The following is a 25,320-nucleotide window of genomic DNA, read 5'->3' as shown; positions in this document are numbered from 1 at the left end:
CCTTAGCGGACACTTTCAGGGAGGGCTTTTTTTACCCTCTACCCTTATTATATAAATAAGGTGGATATTTACAGAGAGTTAGTGATAATCATGGTTACTGTTCAATATTGAACATACTGGTATTATATATTAATATGTATAGGATAAAAGGTCTACACCGGAAAATACAGGCAAGAGCAATCTTCCTGTTACTGTTCAACTTCCTTTTGGGGATAGGAGCGGATGCCCAGACTACGACCTATTATAAGGCTGAATCATTCCTATTTTCTTTCCGCCGGGACAACGACCTGTTCCTTGCCGATTACGGAGATAACGCCTACCAACTGGAACGGATGGGCGGTTTACTCGACGCATCCCGCGATCAAATCCTGAAAGGCGACTGTCACCTTTTGATCGTCTCGCATGTGAATGCCTATGAATACGAAGATAAAGAGGTTGTGAACGAAGCCTCACTGCGTGCGGGGCGTATCCGTGCCTACCTGAAAACCCGTTTCGATATTCCCCATGATTGTGTCGCCTTTTATATCGACCGTAGCGGAAACTATCGCGATCGGGTACATGTCTATAAGGTATATAAACCACTTCCGTGGTTTGCAAACATCTCGATTCATTACAGTGAAAGCCGTTACCCGGTAGCGGTAGAGGCTGCCATCGGTGAGTATGGTGCAGTCCCTTATGTAGACCTGTACCGTCGTGGCGAGACAGGAGGTTACGACCGTGAAGTGTACCGTATCGACGATCCTCTTTTCGACCGTACGGAACTGGAAGATTACCGTTTGGCTTCCGTAACGGATACGGTACGCCGTAGTAAACGGATAGAAGAGCCGGACATTGCTTTAGCTACGACCGTAACAACCAGGGAAACAGTGCGGGTGGTGACAAAACAGAAAGATACAGTCGGCAAAGAAGTTGTTCCCGAGGAACAAAAACGGTCAATCGAATCTGTAAGGATGGAAGAAACTCCGGTGAAGCAAAGCCCTGTATATCTAGCTGTGAAAACGAACCTTCTTCCCTGGTGCGGTGTAGTCCCGTCAATTCGTTTAGGAACCGGTGATACCAAAATAGAAACGGGTGCATTCATGCCGAACCTGGAGGTGGAGTGTTGTTTCGCCGGTCGTTGGTCGGTAGCCTTGTCCGGCATATATTCCGACTTTGCTTATAAAGATAAGACGCGTGACTGTTGGGCTGTGTCCGAAATCTCCCTCGAACCCAGCGTCTGGCTATCCCCTTCGGGAAGGTTTACCGGATTGAATACCGGTTTGTTCGCAGAATATGGAGATTTCGATGTGCGTGGAAGCGCGATCGACCTGTCGGAAGATATGCTTTACGGACGGACAGGTTGTTTTTGGTCGGCAGGTCTGTCGATGGGTTATCGCTTTTCTTTGGTCGGTGGCTTTGGGGTAGATATGCGTGTCCGTGCCGGTTACCGCAGTGTTTTCAGTGGGAAGAAATACCGCTATGATCCGCTCGATAACCGTAATTATTTGGAAACGCGTTTTGCTTCGACGGGTTTTATGGTCGGTTTAAAGATCAGCTTATCATATCGTTTTCAAATCAGATAGGAGGTATTTTATGGAAAGAGATAAAAGAAATAAAAGATATGTAATGATACAGGTAGCCGTTTGTGTGATCTGTGCCGCATGGATTATGGTGATTTCGTCTTGTGCCTACCGTATGACGGACGAGGATTGGGAGAAGAATGGGAAAGTCCGTTTGCTGCTTCGCAAGCAAAACAGTAGTTGTCCGGATAATATGACCTGGTATTTTTACCCGGAAGATTCGGAGAGTCCGCTCATGCGTACAGGTGACGCTTCGGGATATGAGGGTACGTTGCCTTTGGGGCGTTACCGGGTAGCCGTCTGTAATACAGGTTGTACGGGTGTCACGCTTGAAATGGAGAAGGGATATGAGGAAGCCTGCGGCAGGGCACAACAACTTTCTTCGTTAAAATCGAGTTCCGTACAGATCGCCTGTCCGGGTAGCTTGTACGGCACAGGTCTGGAGCAGATCGAGGTAGTCGGAGGTGAAACGGTAGCAAAGGAATTAACTCCGGCAAACCTTGTCCGTACATTGGAAATGAATATAAAGGTTACAGGAGGAGATAAGGATGATGTCGTTCCGGCGGTCTTGTCCGGAAGGTTGACCGGTGTTTCGTCACGGGTTCATATCCCTTCCGGCAAGCCGCTGTTCGATACGCCTGCTTTTATGACGTTCGAGCCGGAAGAGGTCAGCCCGGGTGTATATGCCTCTTCGCTGAGTTTGTTCGGTTTATCCCCGGGTGAGGGAGAAGAGGAAGGCAAAGAACCTGTCGACCTTAGCCTGACGATGACACTGGCGGATGGAAGCGAGGTTGCTTCATCGACGGATATAACGGAAGAGGTGAAAGATGCGTTCACCGCAACTGTCACGACACATGTGATACTTGACCTGGTTGTCCGCTATGATGAAATAAGCGGTTTAACGATTACGCTGACGGACTGGAAACCGGGCAGTGACGGTTCGGGTGTAGTTACTCCTTAATAACAATATAAAACACTGGTATAATATGAAAACAGAAAAATTATTGATCATGAGTCTGTTGGGAACAGCTTTCTTAGGCGGTTGCACAAACACGGAAGAGCCGGTAACGAATGGAACGGCGCAGGCAATAGAGGTGAATGCCGGAATAGCGGAGGCTACCCGTGCTGTGATCAGCGGCGGTTATACGAACGACCTGGAAGTCTCGTTCGTCCGTCTGGATAACCCCGGAACAACGGGTGCTCAATGGAATAACCCGTCGATCGATGCTGTCCGCACAGGTGGAACAGGTAACACGGTTCTAACGTTTGAACCCGAACAAACCTATCTGGCGGAAGACGGCGAATCGATTCTGATCGGCTACTATCCCCGAAAGGCGTTGAACAGCGGAACTACTAACCCGGTCAGTGTCACTTACACGATTACGGGTGAGGAGGATATAATGGCCACGGGAGTCCAGACCGGTTCTTTGACGGATAAGTTTGAGACTTTTACCTTCAATCATCTATTGACCCAATTGCAGTTCAAATGTACGGGTTCTGCCGGAGCGATCGCAAAATGGACGGCGATCGCTTCCATCAAAGTGAAGAATGTTGCCACGGGATTGAAACTATCGCTCGATAAAACCAAGGGTGCCCAACTTATGGCAACAGGTACGACCAACCAAACGCTGACAGTTAAAAACTGCCCTTCTACAGTTTCTGCTCCGGATGCTGAAAAGCCTTCGACCGGCTATCTGTTGCTTTACCCGACAGCGAATATGGGAACAGAAGATTTACCTGTCAGTTTAGAGGTGAAAGGAACTTATGACGGAAATCCCAAAACATTGAACGTAACCGTCTCCAATATCAGTGAAGGCGTGAAAGCCGGTTATTCGCACCTTATCACGCTCACCTTTACGGAGGACGGCAAAATAGCGGTAGAAACCGGTATCGCCCAGTGGCAACCGGGTAATAACGGCAGTACTATCATTACCCCCAAAGAGTAACCTTTCCCCTCTTCGAGAGGGGGCAGGGGGTGTGTAAATTAAAAAAACAAGACAACTATCAAAATCATGAATAACTTCATAGTCATAGCATTCATATCCATCGCCATCCTTCTGGGCTTCGTCGCCTGTTCAGACAGCAATCCTACTCCGGAACCGGTTCCGGCAACAGCGGTCTGCCTGGAAGGTGCGATCGGACAATCAACGCGCGGAGTGATCGGTTCCGGCTATGAAAAAGATTTGGAGGTTTTCTTTGCCCGGCAGGATGAAACGACCGTCCCAGGAGAAGGTTATGGCACATGGGGTATATATGAAGCAGTACGAAGAGGCGGGAAGGGAAACCGTCCGATCGTATTCGCCGAGTCCCAGTCATATCCGGAGGACGGTCGCCGTATCCGCCTGCACGGCTATTATCCGGCAAAGGGTGAGTCGGAATCCGTTGCAGGAGCGGGCAAAGTAACCTTTACTGTTGACGGAACGACGGATATTATGTCAACGGGAATCCTGACGGGTAGCGGGTATGCACCGATACAAACCTGTATGTTCCGCCATTTACTGACACAGGTTCGTTTGGTTTGTTACAGCGACCATGCTGATGGATGGGGAATAATAAAAACGATTGAAGCGGTAGACGTACATACACGGCAGACACTGGATTTGGAGCAGGAAACTCCCCGTTTAAACGATATATCGTCAGATGATTGGATAAAGAATATCCCGGTGCAGGATATAGCGAACCTGCCCATTCCGGAGGTAACGGTCGGTGAAGACCTTCCCGAACCGCAAGGATATCTCCTGCTTCCGGTTTCTCAGGTTGACGGAACAGCGGAACACCCGTTGCACCTTCGGATAACAACGACGAAAGACGGCAGGGGAACCGAACATGAAACAGTTTCGGAGGTCTCCTTCCATATCGAAGGTGGCTTTCAGACAGGTAAAAGCCATGTTGTAACACTCTTCTTTACGGATAAGAGTAAAATACAAACAACCTCTGTCAGTGTGGAAGCCTGGACGGATCATGAACAGGATGATATGCCGATATAAAATATTAAATATAAACACTTTAAAACGAAGGAAAATGAAAACAACTAAGACAATGTGGGTTATGTTGATAGCCCTTCTGACAGCGACAAGCTGTTCGGAGACAGAAACAGAGATCGGCCCGGAACCGGGTAACGACGGTCAGGTATCTTTAGGTATCACTCCCAATTTGAAAGTAGATGCGGGAACCAAGGCGGTAACGAAATCGGTAGTAAGCGGTGAAACGATCACCTATCCTGTGGAGCAATTCACCAGTTCCGATTATGCTCCGGGACTGGGTGTATTGGTAACAAACAGCGGAGCAACCGGCTGGTACACTCCCGACGGAACGGAATATACAGGTCACCATATCTGGTATATGGGGGATGAAAAAGGAGCGAACTGGATTTCGATCAAGGAAAAGAAGGATACTTATGAATCAACAAAAGAAGCCCCTTATTATCTGACAAAAGAGGTTGGAAAAGTGTATGCTTATTATCCTTATGATCCGGATCTTTCACTATCCATAAGCAAAGAATCCGACCTTAAAATCCCTGTAACAGTTCTCTCCAGCGGTGAAATCGATGCCACAGCAAACAATGCGAAAAAATATTGGAAAACCAATGCATGGGCGGCAACAGCTAAGGCCGATCTGGTAAACCTTTCACTCTCAACAGAAAAAGACTACCTGTATTTTGCCGGAGAAGAGGGTCGTTATGTCAATAACGGACGTGCCAGCGGAGAGACTCCTGTTGCATCGGATGCAGATCCGGATAATAAAAACGAAAAAAATCCCGGTTATAAGATCAATCTGGATATGAAACATGCTATGGCAATGATTTCATTTCGTGTGTACGACGGGGGACATCTGAGCGATAAGGACGTGAACTTCACCAAGTTTGAGATAAAGAATCATACCGGCGGTTCAAACCTGTTTAAGACTGGAGATGGAAAGATGGCATTGACAGACGGAACGATCACAGAAACATCGACTACTACCAGTCTGTCCCGTACGGTAACGAACTATATATTGATGAGACAGATCGACGAAGGAGGAACGGAAGGTGAACATGCTTTTATTGCGACAGGAACTTCTACCTCTTCAATAAACGGAAAGAATGTATCCCGGACGGTTAGTGCGGTAATCTACCCGATAATAAATTTTGGAGACAATGAGATAGATGTGGAAGTCACGTTGCAGGAAAGTTCAGGTTCATCTGTTGTTTACCCTATCACTCTGCCGGGAAATGCCTGGGAAGCAGGAACTAATTACATCTATACGTTCTCGGCTGGTCGTAACAAGCTGACAATAATGGATGTAGCGGTAGAAGCCTGGGTCGATAACGAACAGGACGAAATTCCATTGTAATAACTCCGTAAAAAGTGTAGCCCATGAAAAAGTTCTTATACCTATTACCGACTGTGTTTTTATTGCTGTGTACAGCTTGTACCGAGGCGGAAATAGTTCCGCCCGGGCCCGGTGGCGGTGATGCGGAAGAGGGTGTTCCTCTGAGTATAAAGAGCCTGGGCTTGTCGTTGGAGGTGGAGTCGAGAAGCATCGTAACGGGAGGCCCCGGCGATAAGACTCCCAACCCTAATCCGCTCACATCCGTAGGCGTATGCGTCACCAAAGAGAACGGTAGCGGTACAGTAAGTTTCTATGCGAGTGGCATCAAAAGCCAGTCGTTTACTTACAATGCCATTGCTGCCGTACCGGTCTGGGAATTAGCGGAAGGAGAGGAGCCCCTTTGCTTGTATACGGAGAAAGGGACAGTCTATGGTTACACCCCGTCCGAGAAAAGCGTGTCGCTTTCGGGAACTCCGAAAGTGCCGTTGATGAGTGGTGTCAAGGTGTTGGATAAGCAGAAGTTCAACTTTAATGACGGCGGTCAGCCGGTGGATGTTACGACCGATGTTCAATGGGAAACCGATCAGGATGATTATCTCTACTGTAAGGCGACAGGGCAGGTAGACCGTTGGCATCCGGAGGTGTCGCTTCTGATGCAACATGCGCTGGCAAAGGTGAGTTTCCGCGTATCGGAGGAGGGAGAGGCTTTTGCCGGTTGCCTGATAAAGAAGGTGGTACTGAAAAGTAGCGGAGGATTTAAAAAGTCTACCTCCGCCAAACTGAACCTTTCGACAGGCGGTTTGGAAGGTACGCTGACGGCAGTCGATCAACTGATGTTTACGGCAGATGGGGATATGCGCGGTATCGGAAGTGTACAGACAGCGGATGAAACCGGTCAAACGCCTGTCCAGGCTTTCGGGTTGGCTATTCCGGTGACAGATGTGAGTGCCACATTGGAGCTGACGCTGAATGACGGCCGGGTATTTGCGATGAAACCGTCCGGGAGTAACGGGACTGATCCGGGCACGTTTACAGCCAAGTGGGAGAAGGGATATAATTATATCTATAATATCCGCATGCAGGCGCAGGGGATTGAATTGACAGATATCCGGGTGGCGGACTGGAATGATGGCGGGGAGTATGATATTCCGATGGAATGAGGGTTACTATCAGTCACTGTATAAAAGCATTATAATAATGAAACGGTATTTGATATATCTGATAGGATTACTGGCCGGTTGCACAGCCGGTCCGGTGGAGGAGATGCCGGAAACGGCTCGGCTGGTGGCGGTCAGTTTCGGCAAGCCGGATTTGGGTGTTCCGGAACTCCTGACCCGTGCAGAGGAAACTGTTTTTCCGTCACCGACTCTTTTACCTGTTGGGACGACCGTACGTGTCGGGGCATGGCTTACCGGTAAGGTAGGCGGTGAATCGCAAGAGGCTTCCTTCTCTACGGAGGCTCCTACGTTCGAGGCCACCTATGTGGTAAAAGCGGACGGTTCTTTGTCACCCTGCCTGGTTGATTCCGAAGGAAAGCGGGTGGAAGGAGAAGGCAAGGGGTTGATCGTACGGGGAGGCGTTTACGATTTCTATGCCGTTTCTCCGGCTCGTCCGCTGCAAAAAGGGGAGGATGGCTATTATAAGATAACAGGTATCCCCCATAAAGAAGATGTGATGACCGGCTTTGTTCGCGGGGTGGCGGTGACGAAAGATTCGCAACAGGTTACGCTCGGTACTTTCCGGCGGAAATGTGCGATGTTGGTATTCAATGTTGCCCCTTCCCCCGACAATGCCTCCTCTTTTAGGAAACTGTACGGAACGGGGCTGGTGATAAAAAGGATTTCCTCTTCGGGAGCCGACCTGATAGCAGGCAGCGATACCGGTATTCTTCCTACGGGAGGAGGTAGCGGGACGGATGCACAGGTCGTATTCATTGAAGGGGAGTTCGAGCCGGTGGAACCGGAATCCGATCCGGACAATTCGGGGTTGAACAAGACGAAAGGAATTATCCTTCCCAAAGACAGCCAGCCTTTCGAGGTAGAGATCGATGTGGTGAGGAACGATGAAACGGCGACCCTGAAAGCGACTATCGACAAGAATATCACTTTTGACGAAGGCAAACGCTATATTTTTACCTTAGAGGTGAAGAATAACGAAAGTAGCTTGCTGATGAAGGTGCTGGACTGGAATGCGGTCGTTTTCACAGACGATAATGTGGGAAGTCCCGATACCCCTTATCCTGATCCCGACATCAATGAAGGGATCGGTACGACTGTAACGGTTGTGACGTGGAAGGAAATAATGTGGACTGGAAATGGTAATGTCGGGGGAGGGGAGATAGTTGACGAATATATATAATCGAAATACAATGAAACGAGTAAGTAAAATAAGGTTGTTTGTATTGTTGTTTCTGTTGGTTGCAGGCGGTTGTACACGGACGGAAGTAGAAGAGGGAGGGATTACTCCGCACACATTGGCAGATGTGGATGCCAGCTTTAACCTGAATGTGCAGGCTACCCGGACTCCCGTTACCCGTAGCATTACTTTCACCTCTGACGGCACGATCGACTCGGATACACTGGTTGTAGGAGGAAGGGACTCGGTACAGACTAAAGCTGTCGCTCCGTTGTCGGAGGTGCAGGAAAATCAGATTGCCAGCCTGTGGATCGGGCAGTACGATGCGGCGACGGGTAAGCGTTTGCTGAACGAGTATCTTCCTTCTATGACCGGTACTACCGTCAACCTGAAACTGAAACAGAGCCAGAAAGATAGTAAGAGCCATGTTTATTTCGTGTCGAATGCCGGTGATCTGGGTGCGATAGCCGATGAAACGACCTTAAAAAAGCATACATTGGCTTATACTTCGACCGCTGAAGGATTGCCGGATAATTACTTATGCAAGATGATGGGAAAATGGGAGGGCGTGGTTCAGGCTGAAGGTATAAAAGATATTACGGTGGAACTGACGCGTCTCATTGCCAAGATCACGTTTACCTATTCGGTAGGTAGTGATTTTACATTTGAACCTGCTTCCGTCGTTTTGAAGAACGCACCGACCCTGTCGCAGATTGAAGCTCCCGAAACGCAGTTGACAACGGATGGTATCGGTTATGTCACCTATACGGGTACGGCGAGTGGTTCCGGTGCGACTGTTTACTGGTATTTGCCTGAGAATATGGCGGGTACTGTCAGCGGGGCTGATGCTGTCGACGTTGAAAAAAAGAAGATCGGAACGGGTGTGACGAATGCAACCTGTATCGAACTGACCGGAGAGGCTGTGCAGGGTGGAGTATCGTATAAAGATGTTACGTTCCGGTTTTATCCCGGTAGCGACAAGAACAATTATGATATTGTACGCAATTCCCACTATACCATGAATGTGACTTTGATAGGTATAGACGTTTCCGACGAACGTATTACTGTCGGTGAGATACCTCCTATCGAGGTAGATCCGACCAGAATGCCCGCTAAGAAAGGCGGTGAAAAAGAGATACAGATCACAGCCCGTCCGGGGCAGCAGTGGGTGTTCGATATGCCTTTCTGGTTGTCAGCCTTGTTGGACGGCAGTGAGATCAAGCCGGGGGCAACCATAACACATCAGGGGCCTGCCAATGTCGTCTTTAAGGCTGTGGAGGCCAATCCGAAAGCGGAAGAGAGATCAGTCTCTTTTAAGATAGATGTAAATGGAGAGGATCAGGAAATAACAATCATTCAAAGCGGTTCGACCCTGACAAAAGGAAAGGATATTTCGTTGGCGGCAGTAACGGATTCGGAAGGAGAATCGACTTTTACTGCAACTGAAGGCTTGCAATGGCAGGTTGCTTTAAACGGTGACGGCTGGCTGGATTGGGCTGTTCCTAATTCGACTACATCGGGTAGTGAGGCTCCGGACGGTGAGCAAACGTTGAAAGTAAAAGCGACGGCTGTCAATCCATCGTCCCAGGTGCGCAACGGAAAGATAATAGTGAAAGCCGGGGCATCCGTGGGTGATCCTGCTTATACTAATCTGAAACAGGAAATAACCGTAGAACAGTCGGGGGCTACTGTGACGGGTTCTACGCTGAGCGATATTGCAGCCAAAGGAGGAAGTGGCGAGTCTTCATTTACGGCAACCCCCGGTTTGGATTGGGTAGCCAGTGTACTACCCGACGGCTGGATTTCTTTAACGGGTGGGACTTCGGGAACTCCAACAACCGGTACAGCCCAAAAGATTACTTTTGATGCTGCTGTTAATCCGGATGCTTTTACTCGTGAGGGGGTAATCACTGTAAAGGTCGGTAATGCGGTCAGTGGAACAGATGCCGGCTTGACGAAGGATATCAAAGTAACTCAAAAAGCTTCAGAGTTGACTGCTTCCGGTGATCCGATCACATTGGCAGCTACCGCAGATGCCAGCGGCACATTAACATTTAAAGGGACTCCCGGATTATTATATTCTGCAACCTCGCCTGATTGGTTGGTATTGACGGGTACAACTTCCGGTACTACCGATGGTAACGAACAGACTTTTGGATATAAAACGAGCGAACTCAATTTGAATAGCACAGAGAATACCGGTAATATATCGGTAAAAGCCGGAAATATAACAAAGGATGTGGCTATTAAGCAGTCGGGTTCAACTTTTACTGTATCTAAAGATGTGATAGATCTGCCGAGTACGGAGAGTTCCGACTTTATAACTGTGAATGGAACAGAAGGTTTACCGTGGACAGTGACTCGTGAGGATGGTAGTAGTACTGCAATATCGTCGGATATTGAAAATTCTGTAGCGACAGGAAGTGATCAGACTTTAACGTTTAATGCAGAGGCTAATATTGAGGAAGCTCGTACTGCAACGTTTATTATCGCTGTGACAGGGGGAAACCATTCAAAAACGGTTACGGTAAAACAAAAAAAGGCCATAAAAAATGCTGTTACGATTACTCAAGATATAGTAGATGCTTTTGTTGCAGCTCGACCTGATGAGTATTATCTTCCTTTTGCTCATGATCAAGGAAATGTGAGATCGGCTGAATATGTTGATTATAAGGGGGATTCCAAAACTTGCATTCTGAAAGAGACCTATATTATTGAGGTGGATAGTACAGAGAGTTGTGGTTGGGCTTACACTACTTCTGCAAGGGATTATTGTTTGAATAAAAAGGATGGCTGGCGCTTACCTACTATTATAGAGCTGTATTCAATTAGAAAAACGTATCAGTCTAACTCTGAGTATTTTGTCGGTGGATTTAGTAATTCTTTTTATTGGAGTTGCTCGGTTAATAGAGATAATATACACCGTTCCATGGTGAAAATATTAGAAAAAGAGGAAAGTCGTAGTTATGATTATGGTAACGCGGATGCAGATGGACGGTGCCTACGTTGTGTCAGAGAAGTCAAGTGACCGGTCTCTGAAATTAGAAAATAATATATATAACAGATTATGAATAAAGCAGATTTAGTAAACGAATTGGCTGTACAGATGCATGTCACGCAAGAACAGTCGCGTAAATTTGTAAATACCTTTCAGGTAGTATTGACGGAAGCGATCAAACAGAATACTTCTGTCGTGTTACAAGGGTTCGGTAGTTTCATGCCCTGGAAACAAAATGAGCGGGAAGGGCGAAATCCCCGAACAGGTGTTTCTTATATGATCCCGGCACGTACAAGTGTTAAGTTCAAACCCGGAAAGTTTTTACTCGAAGAGTTGAATCCCTGAAAATAGATTGTATTTGGGGTGCAGATTTTTAATCTGATGGATTTTAAATCTGTGTCCCAATACATCTTGTTATGTGATTTTCCCTATTGATTATTCAATGCCTATCAGAATATATCATGAAGAAGCTGAACAAATTAGAAGCATTATTCCCTAGTGGTAAGGTGCCCGATGCGAGAGTTTTTAACCGAAGTCTCGACAAAATGTCGAAAGAAGGTCGCAACCATTTACGTGAAAAGATTTATAAGTTAGCCTTCACGATATGGTCTACCTTACCAAAAAAACACCAGAAGTTCATCCGGGAAGTAATCATCCATGACCGCCAGTCATATATCGATTTCATAATACAAAGAACCGTCATGTCTTGCCTTCGCTGTCCGCTCCGGTATCCTATCTTGTTTATCCGAATGCTTCACTTGACAGAAGTCGTTGAACGGACTGCACAAACCTCTATAAATCATATTGCTATGTCCGTTCTGATCTGTTTCCAGATTTGCGGAAAGGTCGGAACACTTGCCGGGCATATCGGCAAGGATGAAATTGCTTACGAAGAGGCGTTAGTGTTGATCGGTAAGATGACGCTGGTAGAATTTAGTGGGGTGTATTGAATAAAGTCTTGTAAAACTCGGATGTTTGTTAAGTGTTATAGTATTTTCCGATGCCACCGAATCCCGTTATTATTTTATTCTCTCTCGTTTTATTGATAAAGTTGTTTAATCGTTTTTCAAATTCTTCTGGTCGTTTTCTTGCTGCTTCAACGTATGCGATTCGGATACGTTTATATGGGTCGGAAAATTGTTGATAGTTTTTCCATACTATCTTATCTTCTTTCAGTTTGTCAATTATATCGTTTGGGAAAATAAAAGGATCAGACAGAACATTTCGTATTTTGTCTTCAAATTTGGGGTGTATCATTTTATTTTCCAATAGCCATTTAAGTCTTTCTTTGTTGGCTTGCGAGTATGTGCTTTTGGAATTTCTAGGTGTGAAACGCTGAATTTTATGTTCTTTGTCAAGCGCTTTTATCGTACTGTCAATCCACTCGAAACAAAGGGCTTCTTCAACAGCGTCGTTGTATGTAATACTTTTTTTGTCTGACGACTTACAAGGGAAGACGAACCAAATTTCGTCTTTGGTTTCAAAGTTGTGTGTCAACCACTTTCTCCAATCTTCCCTATTTTCAAAATACTTTATTTTATCTTCTGTCGTCATAGGGTCATTTCTTTGTAAACTCGATCGGCTCGATGTCATAATTTAGGGTTCTGATGTCGCAATCTTCGTAATCTATTCCGTAACGCATCCTAACCATACCAAAATGAGGGGAGATATATGAAGGAAAAGTCGGATCGACAGAACACCAACCTGCACCTTCTATATAGCATTCGGGCCAGGCATGGGTACTTTCGGCTTTCCATTCGGGAACATAACAATATCCTACTGCAAAACGGGTCGGTATATTCATATAGCGCATCAATGCGGTAAATAAATTGGTATATTCGCTACAAGTACCTTTTCTTGTCTGGATAACTGTATTGACATCTACGGTTCTGCAAATCCCAGCATCGATCTGTTTGGCAATGGAGTCAGAAGGTGACAGATAGGTATAGACAAATTTAAGGGCTTTCTCTATTATGACAAAGGTCTGTGTTTCATCTTTGAACAGTGTATCGGCAATTTGTCTAACGTGTTCATTTTGTGCATCTATCAACGGGGTAGATTGCAAAAACCTAGCGATCTCTCTGTCGTATTCCCGTGATTTGTCATAGTTGGCTTCTTTCATTTTAGCCAGTTTGCTTCCATCCAGGTAGGGGTTGATAGTGGTGAGTGAAATTTCGTAATTTCCCCCGTTTTTCGATATTTGGGTAATCTGTTGAGGATAACAGTCTATTGCCTTAATATCAGGCTTCCTCACAGTAAAAGTAAAGTTGACGGTATCCTGGTTTTCCAGGCGAAAGTATTTGGAATATGATTGTGCAAAAGCAGATTGTGCAATAAACAGGCACGTAATCAGCATAAATGGATATTTACTCATGACGTTTCGTTTTATGATTTACAATTGGCGGCAAAGGTAGTAAATATTTGAGATGTAGGGATGAGGATAGGGGAAAGCTTTGGGGTGGGCAGCTGAGTGGAGTTGCTTGGGTTTCCTGTTTGGTTTATTGGGGGGTGCTGTTTTTGACCGAGATTGTGTACAGATTGCGCATTTCTATAAATCATGTTGCTATGGTTGTTTTGATTTGTGCTCAGATATGGACGCTTGTGGGATATTAACAAAAGTGAGATTACCAACAAAGAGGTGTTGGTGACAAGTTATCAAATATGATATTCAATTTATGAAAATTTCTATATACGACTATTTTTCTTCATTAAAAAAAAGTTGATAATAAAACATTCCTATTTCTTCATCATAACCACGTTTTATAAATTTTTCACCACCATGAATATTAATATCAAAATTTCCGTCTAGTTTAATCGTTGTCATGTTTCCAAAAGCTTTCTTTTTTAAAGCTTGAGGAGATGTGTTGAAATTGTTCTCAAATTGAAAATTTCTTTTTTCTTGAAATCTGTCTTTATGTTGTTTGAAATTCTGTATGAGTTCTGGATTTTCAAAGACGTCATGAATAAAATCATCTATATTAATGGATGGTTTATTTAAGGCATTTTTGCTTTTATTCAACAGTGATATTTTGTCGATTTTTCCTTCTGTTTCAGGTAATTTTGATATAAAATCACTGCATAAAGTAAGCATGTTTTTTGTTTGATTGTAACTGTCTTTTCGGAGATTGACATTTAGGAAATCTTCAGTCCAATATTTAGCTTCTAATCCTTTGTTTGTTGTGTCTATTATATCAACAATATAACCATTTTCTTTTTCAGTATTGAAAATTAAACATCCTTTGTCTAATTTGTTAATATTAATGCCTTGTTGACTTTCTATTTTAAAATTTTCTTCCACTGGATATACTTTTAAAAATGTATCTTTATTTTCTGATTTAAATATTCCAATAGCTTCAACTATATCATTATTAATTATACAGTTTTTAAAAAGAGCTATATAAAGATCTCCTCCTTTTATTTGAGGATGTTTACTTTGCTTATATAAATGTTTAGCAAGATTGATCGATTGTTCATGTAAAGAATTTGAATCACTAAAAATCTTAGATGCAAAATCATAAACTTCATTGTATTTCAAATCAATATCATGATGGAATTGATATAACTCTTGAAATTTAAATTTAGATAAGAAATAATGTGATATTAATTCATGTACTTCACTATCTACTATTACTGGATTCTTGGATAAAATAATTCCTTCATCTGCAACTTTATTTCCAACATTGTGGAGACTAAAGTTTTCCATATGCGCATCTATGAAATTTATATTCATTTTTTTCTTTTGTATTCAAGATATTTATTATAAACTATAGATTTTTGTCTATCCATTTCTGATAATAATTTGTCTTTCAGTATTCTTCTAGTTTTCGAATCTAAAGTTTTTTCAGGTGATAGAGAAGATATATTTAATTCAAATTCGGATTTACTCCCTTTGCTAGTCATGTAATCAGGGAATCCCATACTAACGATCATTTTTCCTTTTTCTCCTCTGTAATTATAAGTAAATGAGGCATCAATACTCCATAAAATTAAATCTTTATGATATTTTGATTCATTCATAAAGTATTTTTTATCTAATGCTTCTCCTGTTAAAACTATTTTTTGCATTTTTTCCATCCATTTTATTTCTTTAGGTAATGTGCCGTCCTCAGGTTTTATAGAGATATCTTTTATATTATCACATGTAAAAAACTCAGATTTAAGATGATTTGTTAATCGATAGAAGAATACAAAACGATTTTCATTAGAGAAATCATTAAATATGATTTCTCTAAGTTTTTCTTTTTCAGGAATAATTTTTCTTTCTTTGTATTTTTTTATTTGTTGATTCATGATAAATATTGCTAATTCTTTTGTCTCTGGTGCAGTATGAGTTATGACAGCTCTCCCTTTACCTTTATCATTGATAAACTCAATACTTCCTCTGAAAAGATTTGTTTGTTCATACCAGGATTTATTTATATCTTTTCTTTGGATAATGAAATCTGCTTTTAGGTAATTGGGATTGTTTTCTACCCTTTTAAATCTAATAGGTTGTTCTAATGTACATGTAGGTAATTCTTTTTTTATGAAATCTGTTACATTAATTGACAAAATTTCCGGGTCAAATAATTGTTTATCAGAAACAAAATTAATATCTCTTGATATTTTTTTTTCATTATCTTCTTTTGCAGTAAAAGCATCTCTTATTTTATCAAATTCTTTAGGAGATAGTAATAATGTTTGCAATATTGGAACAATGAAATCTTTTTCAGAGTTTAAAGTAAATATACCTCTTTCTTTTAAAATTCTATGTAACTCTGATTGGGAGATAAACTTTTGATTCACAAAACCTCTCAATGATTCACCATACGGAATGATTTTATTTATATCATTGTGTTTAGTATTCATAATTAGAAAAAAGCTAATGGATTATTAAAATTGATGACTTTAACTGTTTTAGTATATTCTGCCTCTTGAAATTTTTGTTTTGCAATTGCTACGGCTTCTCCATGTTCTAATTCGCTATAGTCTGGAAATGCTATAATAACTTGACCGGCAAGAGATGTTGATATGTCTTTTGCTAATCCCATTAGTCGAGTAAAATCATCTTCATCAAAATTATCCAATACTCCAATAAAAAGGCATATTTCTTTATGATTATCTTTGTTTTCTAATTTTATTGGGATGATACTAGAGTTTAAATATTCTACAGGTAATATTTTCCCTGTATTTGTTCTATTTATTGGATTTATATTTTGTCCTGTACATGGATAATAAAAGGAATAATCATATTGATGATTTTGTACTTTTATATACTTCATTATTTCAAGAATAAATGCTACTCTTTTGTTGTCCATTATATAAATAGTTTTATTAGCATATCTATCTATTCTTGATGAAGAAATAATAGATATTAGATCATCATTACTTTCAGCCTTGTTATTTAACCAGAACAAAACTCCAATATCATTAATAGAATTACACATTCTACCATCTAATAGTCGTTCTTTTGTCTCTGAGTAATCAAAACATTCGAGTTGCATGATTAAATCCTCAACAAATCCTTTAAATAACTTAGTAGGACTATTAGGATATTTTTCAGTTTTATATTTAACTGATATTACAACATTATTTATTTGATTATCAACTAATGGATTAGAATATGAATATAAAAAATCAATTCCATGAGTTTCGCATGTTTTTCCTTTTCCATTCAGATGTTCATTGTTTGTTTTCATACAAGGTATAACAACTCCTTTAGCTGGATCATTCCATCCAATAATGGATAAGAACTTCTCTACGATGTCTTCTCCATATTCTCCAATTTTTTTAGACCATTCTCCCATGTAGTACTTTATGATAGTTATTTAAACTAAAAAATCAATATCTTGTTTATTTTTAAGTATTATGATTTTTTGTAGTTGTAATATTGATGTTAATTGATCTGTATTATTTATTAACATAACTCAAACTCTTCTCTTCTTTTATAGTTTGATATTTTATTTACAAGTTCTAAAACTCCTTCTATAAGTTCTAGAGAGTGTCTAATTTTTTTTGTGTATTTGTTCATGGATATAATACTAGTCGTTATTTTACAAAGATAATATTTATTATGTAATTGAGCTAAAATTTAATGAAAAATTTAAACTTTGATGGTTATGTAAGGTTGTAGTTAAGATTTTTATGGACATAATCTGTGTGCCTAACAGGAAGTAAAAGGCTTCTTTGTCCTAAAATAAAGAATGGATTATGAAAAAAGAGCTTGTCAAATCACTGATTACTATCAGACAAAATTAAATTTTGATATACAGCTATCACTTGTTTAATATAAATGATCTGCCTTCTATTAAAGATTTATAGTCTGTTTTCATTTGTTCAGGAAGAAATGATATATCTATAAAGTTATACCATAAAGGAAGTACTTTCCTAAACTTATCATATATATTTTCGATAACTTTATCTTCTACTTTCATCGTTTTTAGTAGATTGTCAAAGTCTGATTTCTTTAATTTACGCTTTTTCCCGTTTAGAGTGAGAGCTAGTTCCTCTGTGTCTTCAGGTATAACCAGTTTAGTCGATAAGAGGTCATAAGCAGGTGTTAGTGTGGATTCTTTTATCTTTTTGTAGAGAGAAAAGTTTTTTAGATGCATATCTGCATTACCTGTAAGATAACAGAATAATAAAACCTCAACGTAATTGATTAAGTCCAGGACGGGATTTGCAGAAAACTCTACAATCTTCCTGGCTATCTGTTCATGGGAGCCTTTGTATTTTTGTTCAGTTAGTTTCTCTGTTAACTGACACATATCTTCCATAGGTATTTTATTGCCTTTTTTGTCTCGATCTATTCGTTTGGTAATATATGCTAGCGAACCATCTTTAAAACGTATGAGTGAATGAGGAACGGTATTTATCTTTGCTAATCTGGCTAAATGCATAGTTAAGTCTTCATTTTCAGGAAGGTTAGCATATTGTTCAGTTTGTGGTTTGAGGATGTAACCTCCCCATAAACCTACAATTGTAAAACGTTTTTCTCCTCCTTTTTCTTTCTTTAAATCAACAGATAGTTTGGGTTGTACACCTGTGATAGTAACTTGCGAGCGTACCACTTCTAAAGCTAGCGATTCAATATCAGCTTTACTATAAGGAAGAAGGGGAGGTGTAGCTGTTCCGAATATTTTTTTTGAACATCGCGAATGAAAGTCTGTTTCGTGTTGTTCTAATGGCTGATAGCAATATAAACATCTTTCCATAATTGCGTATTAAAAGGATTGAACACTAACTGCACCGATGCAATCTTTGCAACAGGCCAATAATAAAGACATACGATCTCTATTGTCGATTTTCCAGTTTTTTTCGACAATATCTAATAACCAACCTTCAGGAATCAATCCATCAAAGAACGGATGCAATATATTGCTGGTATATGGCTTATCTGTCAAAGGCATTGTTAAACTGATCGGTTCTGCATCTTTACTTGCAAGATATTCAGGGTTATAGATAAATGTATAACCGTTTTCATCTTCTGTAAGAATCCCGGCAAAATTACTATACATATAAATTTTAGCCTGTTTCATGGTTCTATTAAATTATTCCTGTCCATAGGCATGGCACCGAGTTGCATTCCGAACAGTTTTAGTACTTGATTTACTTTATCCATCTTCAAGGTTTCTTTTCCTTGTTCAAGTTCACGTAGAAAGCGGAGACCGACACCAGCTTTCAATGCAAGTTCTTCACGTGATAATCCAAGCGACTTGCGCTTTGATTTTACGTATTCATTTAATGATAAGTTATTCATATTTGATACCTCTTCGGGTACAAATATAATGAATGTTTTTTATTTGATACCCGAAAGGGTATTTATTTTGTGGTTCTGATAAAAGAATACCCGAAAGGGTATCGATAATCCTACAGAATAATGATTGTTCTCCTGATAAACGTTAAATAAGAACCAGGATTTATCAGTGTGAAGGTTCGTGGAAAATAGTATTTTAAGATTTTGATTGCTTCTAAAGTCTTATTATATACTATTTTACACGAATGTTTTGCGCTGATATCCGCCTATCTACCTGCTTATACCTTTGTCTCGTTCTCCGGAAACAATCGTATTAATCATTAAATGTATAAAAGCTATGACATTAAAATTCAGAAAGGTGCAGCGTAAGGTTCTTAGTGGGGATGATAAGGATAAGGTTAAGACCTATGCGATGGCGAGGTCGTCGAGTTACTGTGATATGGCGAAGTTGTGTGAGTTGATCTCCAGTCGTTCGGCGATGTCGAGTGCAGATGTGAAGGCGATACTGGATTCGCTGAACTGGGCGATGAGTCTGGAGCTTCGTTCGGGAAGTATCGTTCAGGTGGGTGAGTTCGGCAATTTTCGTCTTTCGATCCGTTCGGGAGGGACTGAAACGAAGGAGGCGTTCAATGCTTCAATGATAAAGAAGGCGCGTGTGATCTTCTCGCCGGGAACGAGTCTGCGCTGGATGAGCGAGATCGTGAAGTTTGAGGAGGATGAAGCTACGAAGCCTAAGAAAAAAGAGGAAGGTTCGGGGTCGGGAGACAGACCGGAAATCGAGTAATTCAGTTTTAGTATTAATCATTAAATGTATAAAAGCTATGACATTAAAATTCAGAAAGGTACAACGTAAGGTTCTTAGTGGGGATGATAAGGACAAGGTTAAGACTTATGCGATGGCGAGGTCGTCGAGTTACTGCGATATGGCGAAGTTGTGTGAGTTGATCTCCAGCCGTTCGGCGATGTCAAGTGCGGATGTGAAGGCGATATTGGATTCGCTGAACTGGGCGATGAGTCTGGAACTTCGTTCGGGGAGTATTGTGCAGGTAGGTGAGTTCGGTAGTTTCCGTCTTTCGATCCGTTCGGGAGGGGCTGAAACGAAGGAGGCGTTCAATGCTTCGATGATAAAGAAGGCGCGTGTGATCTTCTCGCCGGGAACGAGTCTGCGCTGGATGAGTGAGATCGTGAAGTTCGAGGAGGACGAAGATACGAAACCTAAGAAAAAGAAGGGAGATTCGGGTGAGGATGACAGACCGGTGATTGAATAGAGTCGGCGGTCGGCTGGTGGCAGTTGGGATGTAAGAAGAAAGGGGATGTATGAGAAAGAGGCTGACTGTTCAATTGGTGATGGCAATCCTGCTTGTGATGAGCGGGATTGTACTTCTCTTCTCCGGTTTCTGGATTGCTCCGAAAGGGGAGATTCATAATAGCGTGCTGGTGGCTTTCGGGGAGACTTGCACATTTGCCGGGGCTTTGTTTGGGGTGGATTATTCGTATAAAATAAAATCGGTACAAAATGGGAGAGAGGATAAGTAGGGATTTTACCTGGGAGGAAATGACGTATAGTAGGGTGGCGGTGGAGAATGGGTTGTTGAATGAGCCGTCGTTTGAGGTGAGGCTGCTTATGATAGAGTTGGTGAAACGGTTGTTACAGCCGTTGCGGGTTGCTTATGGGAAACCGATTGCAATCACAAGTGGTTATCGGAGTCCGGAAGTGAACAGGTTGGTGGGTGGTGTACCTTCGAGCCAGCATGTGAAGGGGGAGGCGGCGGATTGTTATGTGCCTGATCCGAAGGTGTTACTGGATGTGTTGCTTTTTAGCAAATTGCCTTTTGATCAGGCGATTCTTTATAAGCAGAAGAAATTCCTGCATTTGTCGCTTCGGGTAAATGGAGAGAATCGTTATCAGGTGATCATTAATAAATGAAGGAAGGGATAGGTGTGGATATGCAAGGGAGGAATTTGTTTGTTTCTGTGGTTTTGTTGGTTGTTTTGCTGCCCGGTTGTAGTGCCGGGTGGCGTAGAGTGCAACATCGAGAGATAAAGGGGGAGGTGCATAGCCTTCATAATGATAGTATGTTGTTGCGAAAGCTGTATCAGACTTCACGTAATAAGGTGATCGGTATAGAGCATGTCGTGTTCGATAGCTGTCGGTCGGATGGGGTACAGTCTGTTACTCGCGTTGCTATTAAGGAGCAGGGGAAGGTAGAGGCTGAATCGGTTGTTAGTTCCGGTTCGGCAGATGAGAGCCGTTCGGTTGATACGGAATCTTTTCAGGGAAATAGTGTGGCGAAGTTTTCTTTTCCAAAGTGGGTGGTAGGAGTGATGTTGTTGGTTTGTTCATTATATAATTATATATAGGTATAATATTTAGAAAACAGAAGTAAACAGTAAAATTCTAATGGTTCTCTAATACCCTTCTAATAGTTCTCTAACGGCTTGTCTGGCCGGGTGTCTCTACTTTTGTGCTGTCAAAAAGAGAGACATAAAACGAATACCAAACCGGAGACCTCCTGCTTTGGGAGCAGGGGGCTTCACAAAAGAGAGTTATCATGTGGATCAGAAGAAAGAAAAGAAAGAACAACAACGCAATCTCTTTCAACAGCGAACGGGTGTTCCTGGCTGCTACTCAACCACTGAAATCTGTGTTCAGTTATTTCGACACTTCACGTCTGGGACTGACGGAAGGAGAAGTTACAGACCGTTTACGTTTTCATGGGCCTAACGAAATCGTACGCGAAAAACGTGACCGTTGGCTGATCATGTTTATTAAAACCTTTATCAATCCTTTTATCGGTATATTGATGGCATTGGCGGTTGTTTCGCTGGTGATAGATGTCCTGATGGCTGCGCCGGAAGACAGGGAATGGGTGACCGTTATTGTTATTACGGCGATGGTGATGCTGAGTGCGGTGCTTCGTTTCGTGCAGGAATGGAAATCGGGCAGGGCTTCGGATGCCTTGAAACGGATGGTGAAGAATACGGCTACCGTCTATCGCCTGGGTGCAAAAGACGGGCAGGAAGTGAATATCGCTGAACTTGTGCCGGGGGATATCGTTTACCTGGCTGCCGGAGATATGGTGCCTGCCGATATCCGTATTGTGGAATCTAAGGATTTGTTTGTTAGCCAGTCGTCGTTAACGGGCGAGTCGGATGCCATAGAGAAAAGGGCGGAACTGGGGAACAGGACGCACCGGACAGGTAGTGTGGTCGAGCTGGATGATATCTGCTTCATGGGGTCGAATGTGGTGAGCGGATCGGCGATAGGCGTGGTGTTTGCTACCGGGCGTTCTACCTATCTGGGGACGATTGCCAAAAGCCTGACGGGGGTACGGGCGCAGACAAGTTTTGACCGGGGAATCAATAAGGTGAGTTTGTTACTGATACGGTTTATGCTGGTGATGGTTCCGTTTGTGTTCCTGATCAACGGGTTGAGCAAAGGGGACTGGTTCGATGCCTTTCTGTTTGCCGTGTCGGTTGCTGTCGGTCTTACGCCGGAGATGTTACCGATGATCGTTACCTCCAATCTGGCAAAAGGGGCTGTCAGCATGTCACGCCGCAAGACGATCGTGAAGAATCTGAATGCGATACAGAGTTTCGGGGCGATGAATATTCTTTGTACAGATAAGACGGGGACATTGACGCGCGATAAGATCGTGTTGGAGAAATATCTCAATGTACATGAGGATGATGATCTGCGTGTGTTGCGACATGCTTATTTCAACAGTTATTTCCAGACCGGGCTAAAGAACCTGATGGACAAGGCGATCCTTTCGCATGCGAAGGAATTGGATTTCGAACATCTGGGTGATAAATACAGGAAAGTGGACGAGATTCCGTTCGACTTTACCCGTCGCCGCATGTCGGTGATCGTGGAAGATAACGACGGTAAACGGCAGATCATCACGAAAGGAGCGATCGAGGAGATGATGCAGATCTGTTCGTATGTGGAATATAACGGTGAAGTATGCCCGATGACGGATGAACTGAAGCAGATTGCTTTGGCAATAAGCGGGCGGATGAACCGTGACGGTATGCGTGTGCTGGCGGTTGCCCAGAAGAGTTGGATAGAAAAGGAGCTGGATTTCTCGGTGGAGGATGAAATGGATATGGTGCTGATCGGTTATCTAGCTTTCCTCGATCCTCCCAAATCGTCGGCAGCCGGAGCGATCCGACAGTTGCATGAGCATGGTGTAGAGGTGAAGGTGTTATCCGGTGATAACGAAGCTGTGGTGAAAGCGGTCTGCCGTCAGGTCGGTGTAGATATTACGCATACGTTGCAGGGACCGGAGATCGAGAAGCTGACGGATGAGGAACTGGTGAAGGAACTGCAACATACGACGGTTTATTCGAAACTGACTCCGATGCAGAAAATGCGTATTATCACGTTACTGCAACAGGGTGGGAATACGGTCGGTTTCCTGGGGGACGGGATCAACGATGCCTCGGCCTTGCGTCAGTCGGATATCGGGATTTCGGTGGATACGGCGGTCGATATTGCTAAGGAGAGTGCCGATATCATTCTGCTGGAAAAGGATTTGATGGTGCTGGAGCAGGGTGTTCTCGAAGGGCGTAAGATATTTGGTAATATTATGAAGTATATCAAGATGACGGCGAGTTCGAATTTCGGTAATATGTTCAGTGTGCTGGCTGCGAGTGCTTTCCTGCCTTTCCTACCGATGCTTCCGATTCATTTACTGGTACAGAACCTGTTGTATGATGTTTCGCAGACGACGATACCGTTCGATAAGGTCGACCGTGAATACTTGCTGAAGCCGCGTAAGTGGGATGCTTCCGATCTGAGCCGTTTCATGATCTGCATCGGGCCGATAAGTTCGATATTCGATATCACGACTTATTTGTTGATGTGGTATGTGTTCGGGTGTACTTCGCCGGAACATCAGGCTTTGTTCCAGAGCGGTTGGTTCGTGGAAGGGTTGCTTTCGCAGACATTGATCGTGCATATGATCCGTACACGGAAGATACCGTTTATACAGAGCCGGGCTTCATGGCCGGTATTACTCACCACTTTTGCGATCATGGCGATCGGTATCCTCCTGCCGTTTACAGGGATAGGTGCATCTATCGGGCTTGTACCGCTGCCGCTGAGTTATTTCCCCTGGCTGCTTGCGACTTTACTTGGATATTGTATGTTGACTCAATTCGTAAAACAATGGTACGTAAAACGGTTTACACGCTGGTTGTAATAGTGTTGCAGATGGGCGAGGAGAAAGTGGTTTTTGCCCGGGAGAAGCCGGAAGTATCCGTTCAGTACACAACTGAGTTACAGTCGGATTTCGGCAGGCGGTTGAATTGGGTGAATCTTCTTTCTCTTCGTGCTACAGTACCGATGGAATGGCTGGGGCTATGGGGTAACGGGAAGTTGGAGGTTCAGACGATTTCTGTCTACAAGACTTCCCGTGAACGGATTGCCGGGGACAGGCAGGTCTTTTCGAATATAGAAGAGGAGAATCTGCCTTTCAGTCCTTTTATTCTGGGGTATTCCCAGCAGATAGGAAAGGTGCTTCTGTTCGGGGGATTGCGGAATGTGAATGAAGATTATTTTACGACTCCATATGCTTCCTTGTTCACGAATAGTTCTTGTGGAATTTATCCGACGTTATCGGCTAATTATATGTTGGCGAACTATCCTTTGTCTGCTGTCTGTCTGCATCTGGAATATCGGATAAATGAGAAGATCGGGATAAAAAATAGTCTCTATAACGGGAAGGCTTATCTTCCTTTTAAGCGGGGAAGTTCGGTTTTTACTGTTGCGCCACGCCGGGATGGTTTGCTTGATTTGGCAGAAATAAGTTATACTACAAACAACAGTTATCATGGTTCTTATAATTTGGGTGTTGTTGTACATGGCAGCAATTGTCTCGGTGATGCGTCTGACTGTCGTTTGCCGTCGGAACAGGTGCAGGCGCAGACAGAAACGTCGTCGGCAAAACATTGGCGGGTGAATTATGCCTGCTGGCTTTCTGCGGAACAGGAGTGTTGGCGTTCGGGACGTTATTCGGCGGGGGTGTTGGGACAGTATTCTTTTGCTCCGTCCGACCGTAATGACTGCCGACGGTATGTGGCTGCCGGTGGCGTTTTCAGAGGGATACTTTCTGCTTCACAGGAAGATGCTTTGGGAGTGATCTTTTCGCAGGCTTCTTTCTCCGATGTCCGGGAGAGGGCTTTGGAAATAACATGGAATTATACGGTGTCGGATCATTTTACCGTGCAACCGGCATTCCATTTTATACGGACTGGAAATGAGAGGTATCATATTGCGATGTTGAGGGTGGCGGTGAGTTATTAGCTTCTTTACCGGATGCAGACGAACGCGGAGTAATCCTGCGTCGTCTGCGTCT

The 25,320-nt window shown here is 43.1% G+C and carries 25 protein-coding genes; 17 read left to right on the top strand and 8 right to left on the bottom strand.

Annotated elements, in window-relative coordinates; genetic code table 11:
• Positions 1 to 134: 134 nt before the first annotated feature.
• The 10 genes from DWW23_RS01135 (at position 135) to DWW23_RS01090 (ending at position 12,173) form a co-directional block, all read left to right on the top strand.
• Complete coding sequence (locus DWW23_RS01135; protein ID WP_122351661.1) at positions 135 to 1,562, top strand: DUF3575 domain-containing protein; 1,428 nt, start codon at positions 135 to 137, stop codon at positions 1,560 to 1,562.
• Positions 1,563 to 1,572: 10 nt separating this feature from the next.
• Entirely contained in the window at positions 1,573 to 2,520 is a 948-nt protein-coding gene (locus tag DWW23_RS01130) for a DUF5119 domain-containing protein (protein WP_233564234.1), read from the top strand.
• Positions 2,521 to 2,545: 25 nt separating this feature from the next.
• Positions 2,546 to 3,505: a fimbrillin family protein gene (locus tag DWW23_RS01125; RefSeq protein ID WP_122351453.1), complete on the top strand. Its 960-nt coding sequence runs from the start codon at positions 2,546 to 2,548 to the stop codon at positions 3,503 to 3,505.
• Positions 3,506 to 3,571: 66 nt separating this feature from the next.
• Positions 3,572 to 4,546, top strand: a complete 975-nt coding sequence (locus DWW23_RS01120) for a fimbrillin family protein (protein ID WP_122351452.1) — start codon at positions 3,572 to 3,574, stop codon at positions 4,544 to 4,546.
• Between the two features lie 34 nt (positions 4,547 to 4,580).
• A complete protein-coding gene (locus DWW23_RS01115; RefSeq protein ID WP_122351451.1) occupies positions 4,581 to 5,891 on the top strand; it encodes a fimbrillin family protein in 1,311 nt (436 codons plus the stop codon).
• 23 nt (positions 5,892 to 5,914) lie between these two features.
• A complete protein-coding gene (locus DWW23_RS01110) occupies positions 5,915 to 7,030 on the top strand; it encodes a fimbrillin family protein (protein ID WP_122351450.1) in 1,116 nt (371 codons plus the stop codon).
• Positions 7,031 to 7,067: 37 nt separating this feature from the next.
• Entirely contained in the window at positions 7,068 to 8,228 is a 1,161-nt protein-coding gene (locus tag DWW23_RS01105; RefSeq protein WP_122351449.1) for a fimbrillin family protein, read from the top strand.
• Positions 8,229 to 8,238: 10 nt separating this feature from the next.
• Entirely contained in the window at positions 8,239 to 11,253 is a 3,015-nt protein-coding gene (locus DWW23_RS01100; RefSeq protein ID WP_122351448.1) for a BACON domain-containing protein, read from the top strand.
• Between the two features lie 39 nt (positions 11,254 to 11,292).
• Positions 11,293 to 11,568, top strand: coding sequence for an HU family DNA-binding protein (locus DWW23_RS01095; protein ID WP_122351447.1), 276 nt, complete (start codon positions 11,293 to 11,295; stop codon positions 11,566 to 11,568).
• A gap of 116 nt (positions 11,569 to 11,684) precedes the next feature.
• Positions 11,685 to 12,173 (top strand): hypothetical protein, encoded by a 489-nt coding sequence (locus tag DWW23_RS01090; RefSeq protein ID WP_122351446.1) that lies wholly within the window; start codon positions 11,685 to 11,687, stop codon positions 12,171 to 12,173.
• A 28-nt stretch (positions 12,174 to 12,201) separates the two neighbouring features.
• On the opposite strand, the gene DWW23_RS01085 is transcribed toward DWW23_RS01090, so the two are convergent.
• The 8 genes from DWW23_RS01085 to DWW23_RS01050 all read right to left on the bottom strand — a co-directional run bounded on the left by DWW23_RS01085 (position 12,202) and on the right by DWW23_RS01050 (position 18,961).
• Positions 12,202 to 12,777 (bottom strand): YdeI family protein, encoded by a 576-nt coding sequence (locus DWW23_RS01085; RefSeq protein ID WP_122351445.1) that lies wholly within the window; start codon positions 12,775 to 12,777, stop codon positions 12,202 to 12,204.
• 4 nt (positions 12,778 to 12,781) lie between these two features.
• The gene (locus DWW23_RS01080; protein ID WP_122351444.1) at positions 12,782 to 13,597 is read right to left on the bottom strand and encodes a transglutaminase-like domain-containing protein; all 816 of its coding nucleotides are present in this window, start codon (positions 13,595 to 13,597) and stop codon (positions 12,782 to 12,784) included.
• A 321-nt stretch (positions 13,598 to 13,918) separates the two neighbouring features.
• A complete protein-coding gene (locus DWW23_RS01075) occupies positions 13,919 to 14,953 on the bottom strand; it encodes a nucleoid-associated protein (protein WP_122351443.1) in 1,035 nt (344 codons plus the stop codon).
• Positions 14,950 to 16,071 (bottom strand): hypothetical protein, encoded by a 1,122-nt coding sequence (locus DWW23_RS01070; RefSeq protein WP_122351442.1) that lies wholly within the window; start codon positions 16,069 to 16,071, stop codon positions 14,950 to 14,952. The genes DWW23_RS01075 and DWW23_RS01070 overlap by 4 nt, the downstream gene beginning before the upstream one ends.
• A gap of 2 nt (positions 16,072 to 16,073) precedes the next feature.
• Positions 16,074 to 17,009 carry a hypothetical protein gene (locus DWW23_RS01065; protein ID WP_122351441.1) on the bottom strand — a complete coding sequence of 312 codons (936 nt, stop codon included), beginning with the start codon at positions 17,007 to 17,009 and terminating at the stop codon, positions 16,074 to 16,076.
• Between the two features lie 468 nt (positions 17,010 to 17,477).
• Positions 17,478 to 18,416, bottom strand: coding sequence for a HipA domain-containing protein (locus tag DWW23_RS01060; protein WP_122351440.1), 939 nt, complete (start codon positions 18,414 to 18,416; stop codon positions 17,478 to 17,480).
• Between the two features lie 9 nt (positions 18,417 to 18,425).
• Positions 18,426 to 18,740, bottom strand: a complete 315-nt coding sequence (locus DWW23_RS01055) for a HipA N-terminal domain-containing protein (protein ID WP_122351439.1) — start codon at positions 18,738 to 18,740, stop codon at positions 18,426 to 18,428.
• Positions 18,737 to 18,961: a helix-turn-helix domain-containing protein gene (locus tag DWW23_RS01050; protein WP_075557757.1), complete on the bottom strand. Its 225-nt coding sequence runs from the start codon at positions 18,959 to 18,961 to the stop codon at positions 18,737 to 18,739. Before DWW23_RS01050 ends, DWW23_RS01055 begins: the two co-directional genes overlap by 4 nt.
• Positions 18,962 to 19,295: 334 nt before the next feature.
• Between DWW23_RS01050 and DWW23_RS01045 the strand changes: the two genes are divergently transcribed.
• From DWW23_RS01045 to DWW23_RS01015, 7 genes are all read left to right on the top strand, one after another.
• Positions 19,296 to 19,742, top strand: a complete 447-nt coding sequence (locus tag DWW23_RS01045; protein WP_122351438.1) for an HU family DNA-binding protein — start codon at positions 19,296 to 19,298, stop codon at positions 19,740 to 19,742.
• Between the two features lie 37 nt (positions 19,743 to 19,779).
• Positions 19,780 to 20,226, top strand: a complete 447-nt coding sequence (locus DWW23_RS01040; protein ID WP_122351437.1) for an HU family DNA-binding protein — start codon at positions 19,780 to 19,782, stop codon at positions 20,224 to 20,226.
• Positions 20,227 to 20,275: 49 nt separating this feature from the next.
• Positions 20,276 to 20,494, top strand: coding sequence for a hypothetical protein (locus DWW23_RS01035; RefSeq protein WP_075557754.1), 219 nt, complete (start codon positions 20,276 to 20,278; stop codon positions 20,492 to 20,494).
• On the top strand, positions 20,475 to 20,885 hold the full coding sequence (locus tag DWW23_RS01030; protein WP_122351436.1) for a D-Ala-D-Ala carboxypeptidase family metallohydrolase: 411 nt from the start codon (positions 20,475 to 20,477) through the stop codon (positions 20,883 to 20,885). Before DWW23_RS01035 ends, DWW23_RS01030 begins: the two co-directional genes overlap by 20 nt.
• Positions 20,882 to 21,319, top strand: coding sequence for a hypothetical protein (locus tag DWW23_RS01025; RefSeq protein WP_233564233.1), 438 nt, complete (start codon positions 20,882 to 20,884; stop codon positions 21,317 to 21,319). Before DWW23_RS01030 ends, DWW23_RS01025 begins: the two co-directional genes overlap by 4 nt.
• A 191-nt stretch (positions 21,320 to 21,510) precedes the next feature.
• The gene (mgtA, locus tag DWW23_RS01020; RefSeq protein WP_187576547.1) at positions 21,511 to 24,165 is read left to right on the top strand and encodes a magnesium-translocating P-type ATPase; all 2,655 of its coding nucleotides are present in this window, start codon (positions 21,511 to 21,513) and stop codon (positions 24,163 to 24,165) included.
• Entirely contained in the window at positions 24,132 to 25,268 is a 1,137-nt protein-coding gene (locus tag DWW23_RS01015; protein WP_122351435.1) for a carbohydrate porin, read from the top strand. Before mgtA ends, DWW23_RS01015 begins: the two co-directional genes overlap by 34 nt.
• Positions 25,269 to 25,320 lie beyond the last annotated feature (52 nt).

It is taken from the genome of Parabacteroides sp. AF14-59, from assembly GCF_003479515.1.
In the GTDB taxonomy this organism is placed as follows: domain Bacteria; phylum Bacteroidota; class Bacteroidia; order Bacteroidales; family Tannerellaceae; genus Parabacteroides; species Parabacteroides faecis.
The sequence above is the reverse complement of the archived record's forward strand: the minus strand, read 5'-3'. Positions and strand labels throughout refer to the sequence as shown.

Coding starts and splice junctions, on each gene's coding strand:
- DWW23_RS01110 (WP_122351450.1), top strand. CDS start 5,915: ATGAAAAAGTTCTTATACCTATTACCGACTGTGTTTTTATTGCTGTGT.
- DWW23_RS01135 (WP_122351661.1), top strand. CDS start 135: ATGTATAGGATAAAAGGTCTACACCGGAAAATACAGGCAAGAGCAATC.
- DWW23_RS01130 (WP_233564234.1), top strand. CDS start 1,573: ATGGAAAGAGATAAAAGAAATAAAAGATATGTAATGATACAGGTAGCC.
- DWW23_RS01025 (WP_233564233.1), top strand. CDS start 20,882: ATGAAGGAAGGGATAGGTGTGGATATGCAAGGGAGGAATTTGTTTGTT.
- DWW23_RS01125 (WP_122351453.1), top strand. CDS start 2,546: ATGAAAACAGAAAAATTATTGATCATGAGTCTGTTGGGAACAGCTTTC.
- DWW23_RS01065 (WP_122351441.1), bottom strand. CDS start 17,009: ATGGGAGAATGGTCTAAAAAAATTGGAGAATATGGAGAAGACATCGTA.
- DWW23_RS01070 (WP_122351442.1), bottom strand. CDS start 16,071: ATGAATACTAAACACAATGATATAAATAAAATCATTCCGTATGGTGAA.
- DWW23_RS01115 (WP_122351451.1), top strand. CDS start 4,581: ATGAAAACAACTAAGACAATGTGGGTTATGTTGATAGCCCTTCTGACA.
- DWW23_RS01035 (WP_075557754.1), top strand. CDS start 20,276: ATGAGAAAGAGGCTGACTGTTCAATTGGTGATGGCAATCCTGCTTGTG.
- DWW23_RS01075 (WP_122351443.1), bottom strand. CDS start 14,953: ATGAATATAAATTTCATAGATGCGCATATGGAAAACTTTAGTCTCCAC.
- DWW23_RS01080 (WP_122351444.1), bottom strand. CDS start 13,597: ATGAGTAAATATCCATTTATGCTGATTACGTGCCTGTTTATTGCACAA.
- DWW23_RS01015 (WP_122351435.1), top strand. CDS start 24,132: ATGGTACGTAAAACGGTTTACACGCTGGTTGTAATAGTGTTGCAGATG.
- DWW23_RS01050 (WP_075557757.1), bottom strand. CDS start 18,961: ATGAATAACTTATCATTAAATGAATACGTAAAATCAAAGCGCAAGTCG.
- DWW23_RS01120 (WP_122351452.1), top strand. CDS start 3,572: ATGAATAACTTCATAGTCATAGCATTCATATCCATCGCCATCCTTCTG.
- DWW23_RS01085 (WP_122351445.1), bottom strand. CDS start 12,777: ATGACGACAGAAGATAAAATAAAGTATTTTGAAAATAGGGAAGATTGG.
- DWW23_RS01040 (WP_122351437.1), top strand. CDS start 19,780: ATGACATTAAAATTCAGAAAGGTACAACGTAAGGTTCTTAGTGGGGAT.
- mgtA (WP_187576547.1), top strand. CDS start 21,511: ATGTGGATCAGAAGAAAGAAAAGAAAGAACAACAACGCAATCTCTTTC.
- DWW23_RS01105 (WP_122351449.1), top strand. CDS start 7,068: ATGAAACGGTATTTGATATATCTGATAGGATTACTGGCCGGTTGCACA.
- DWW23_RS01095 (WP_122351447.1), top strand. CDS start 11,293: ATGAATAAAGCAGATTTAGTAAACGAATTGGCTGTACAGATGCATGTC.
- DWW23_RS01030 (WP_122351436.1), top strand. CDS start 20,475: ATGGGAGAGAGGATAAGTAGGGATTTTACCTGGGAGGAAATGACGTAT.
- DWW23_RS01100 (WP_122351448.1), top strand. CDS start 8,239: ATGAAACGAGTAAGTAAAATAAGGTTGTTTGTATTGTTGTTTCTGTTG.
- DWW23_RS01090 (WP_122351446.1), top strand. CDS start 11,685: ATGAAGAAGCTGAACAAATTAGAAGCATTATTCCCTAGTGGTAAGGTG.
- DWW23_RS01045 (WP_122351438.1), top strand. CDS start 19,296: ATGACATTAAAATTCAGAAAGGTGCAGCGTAAGGTTCTTAGTGGGGAT.
- DWW23_RS01060 (WP_122351440.1), bottom strand. CDS start 18,416: ATGGAAAGATGTTTATATTGCTATCAGCCATTAGAACAACACGAAACA.
- DWW23_RS01055 (WP_122351439.1), bottom strand. CDS start 18,740: ATGAAACAGGCTAAAATTTATATGTATAGTAATTTTGCCGGGATTCTT.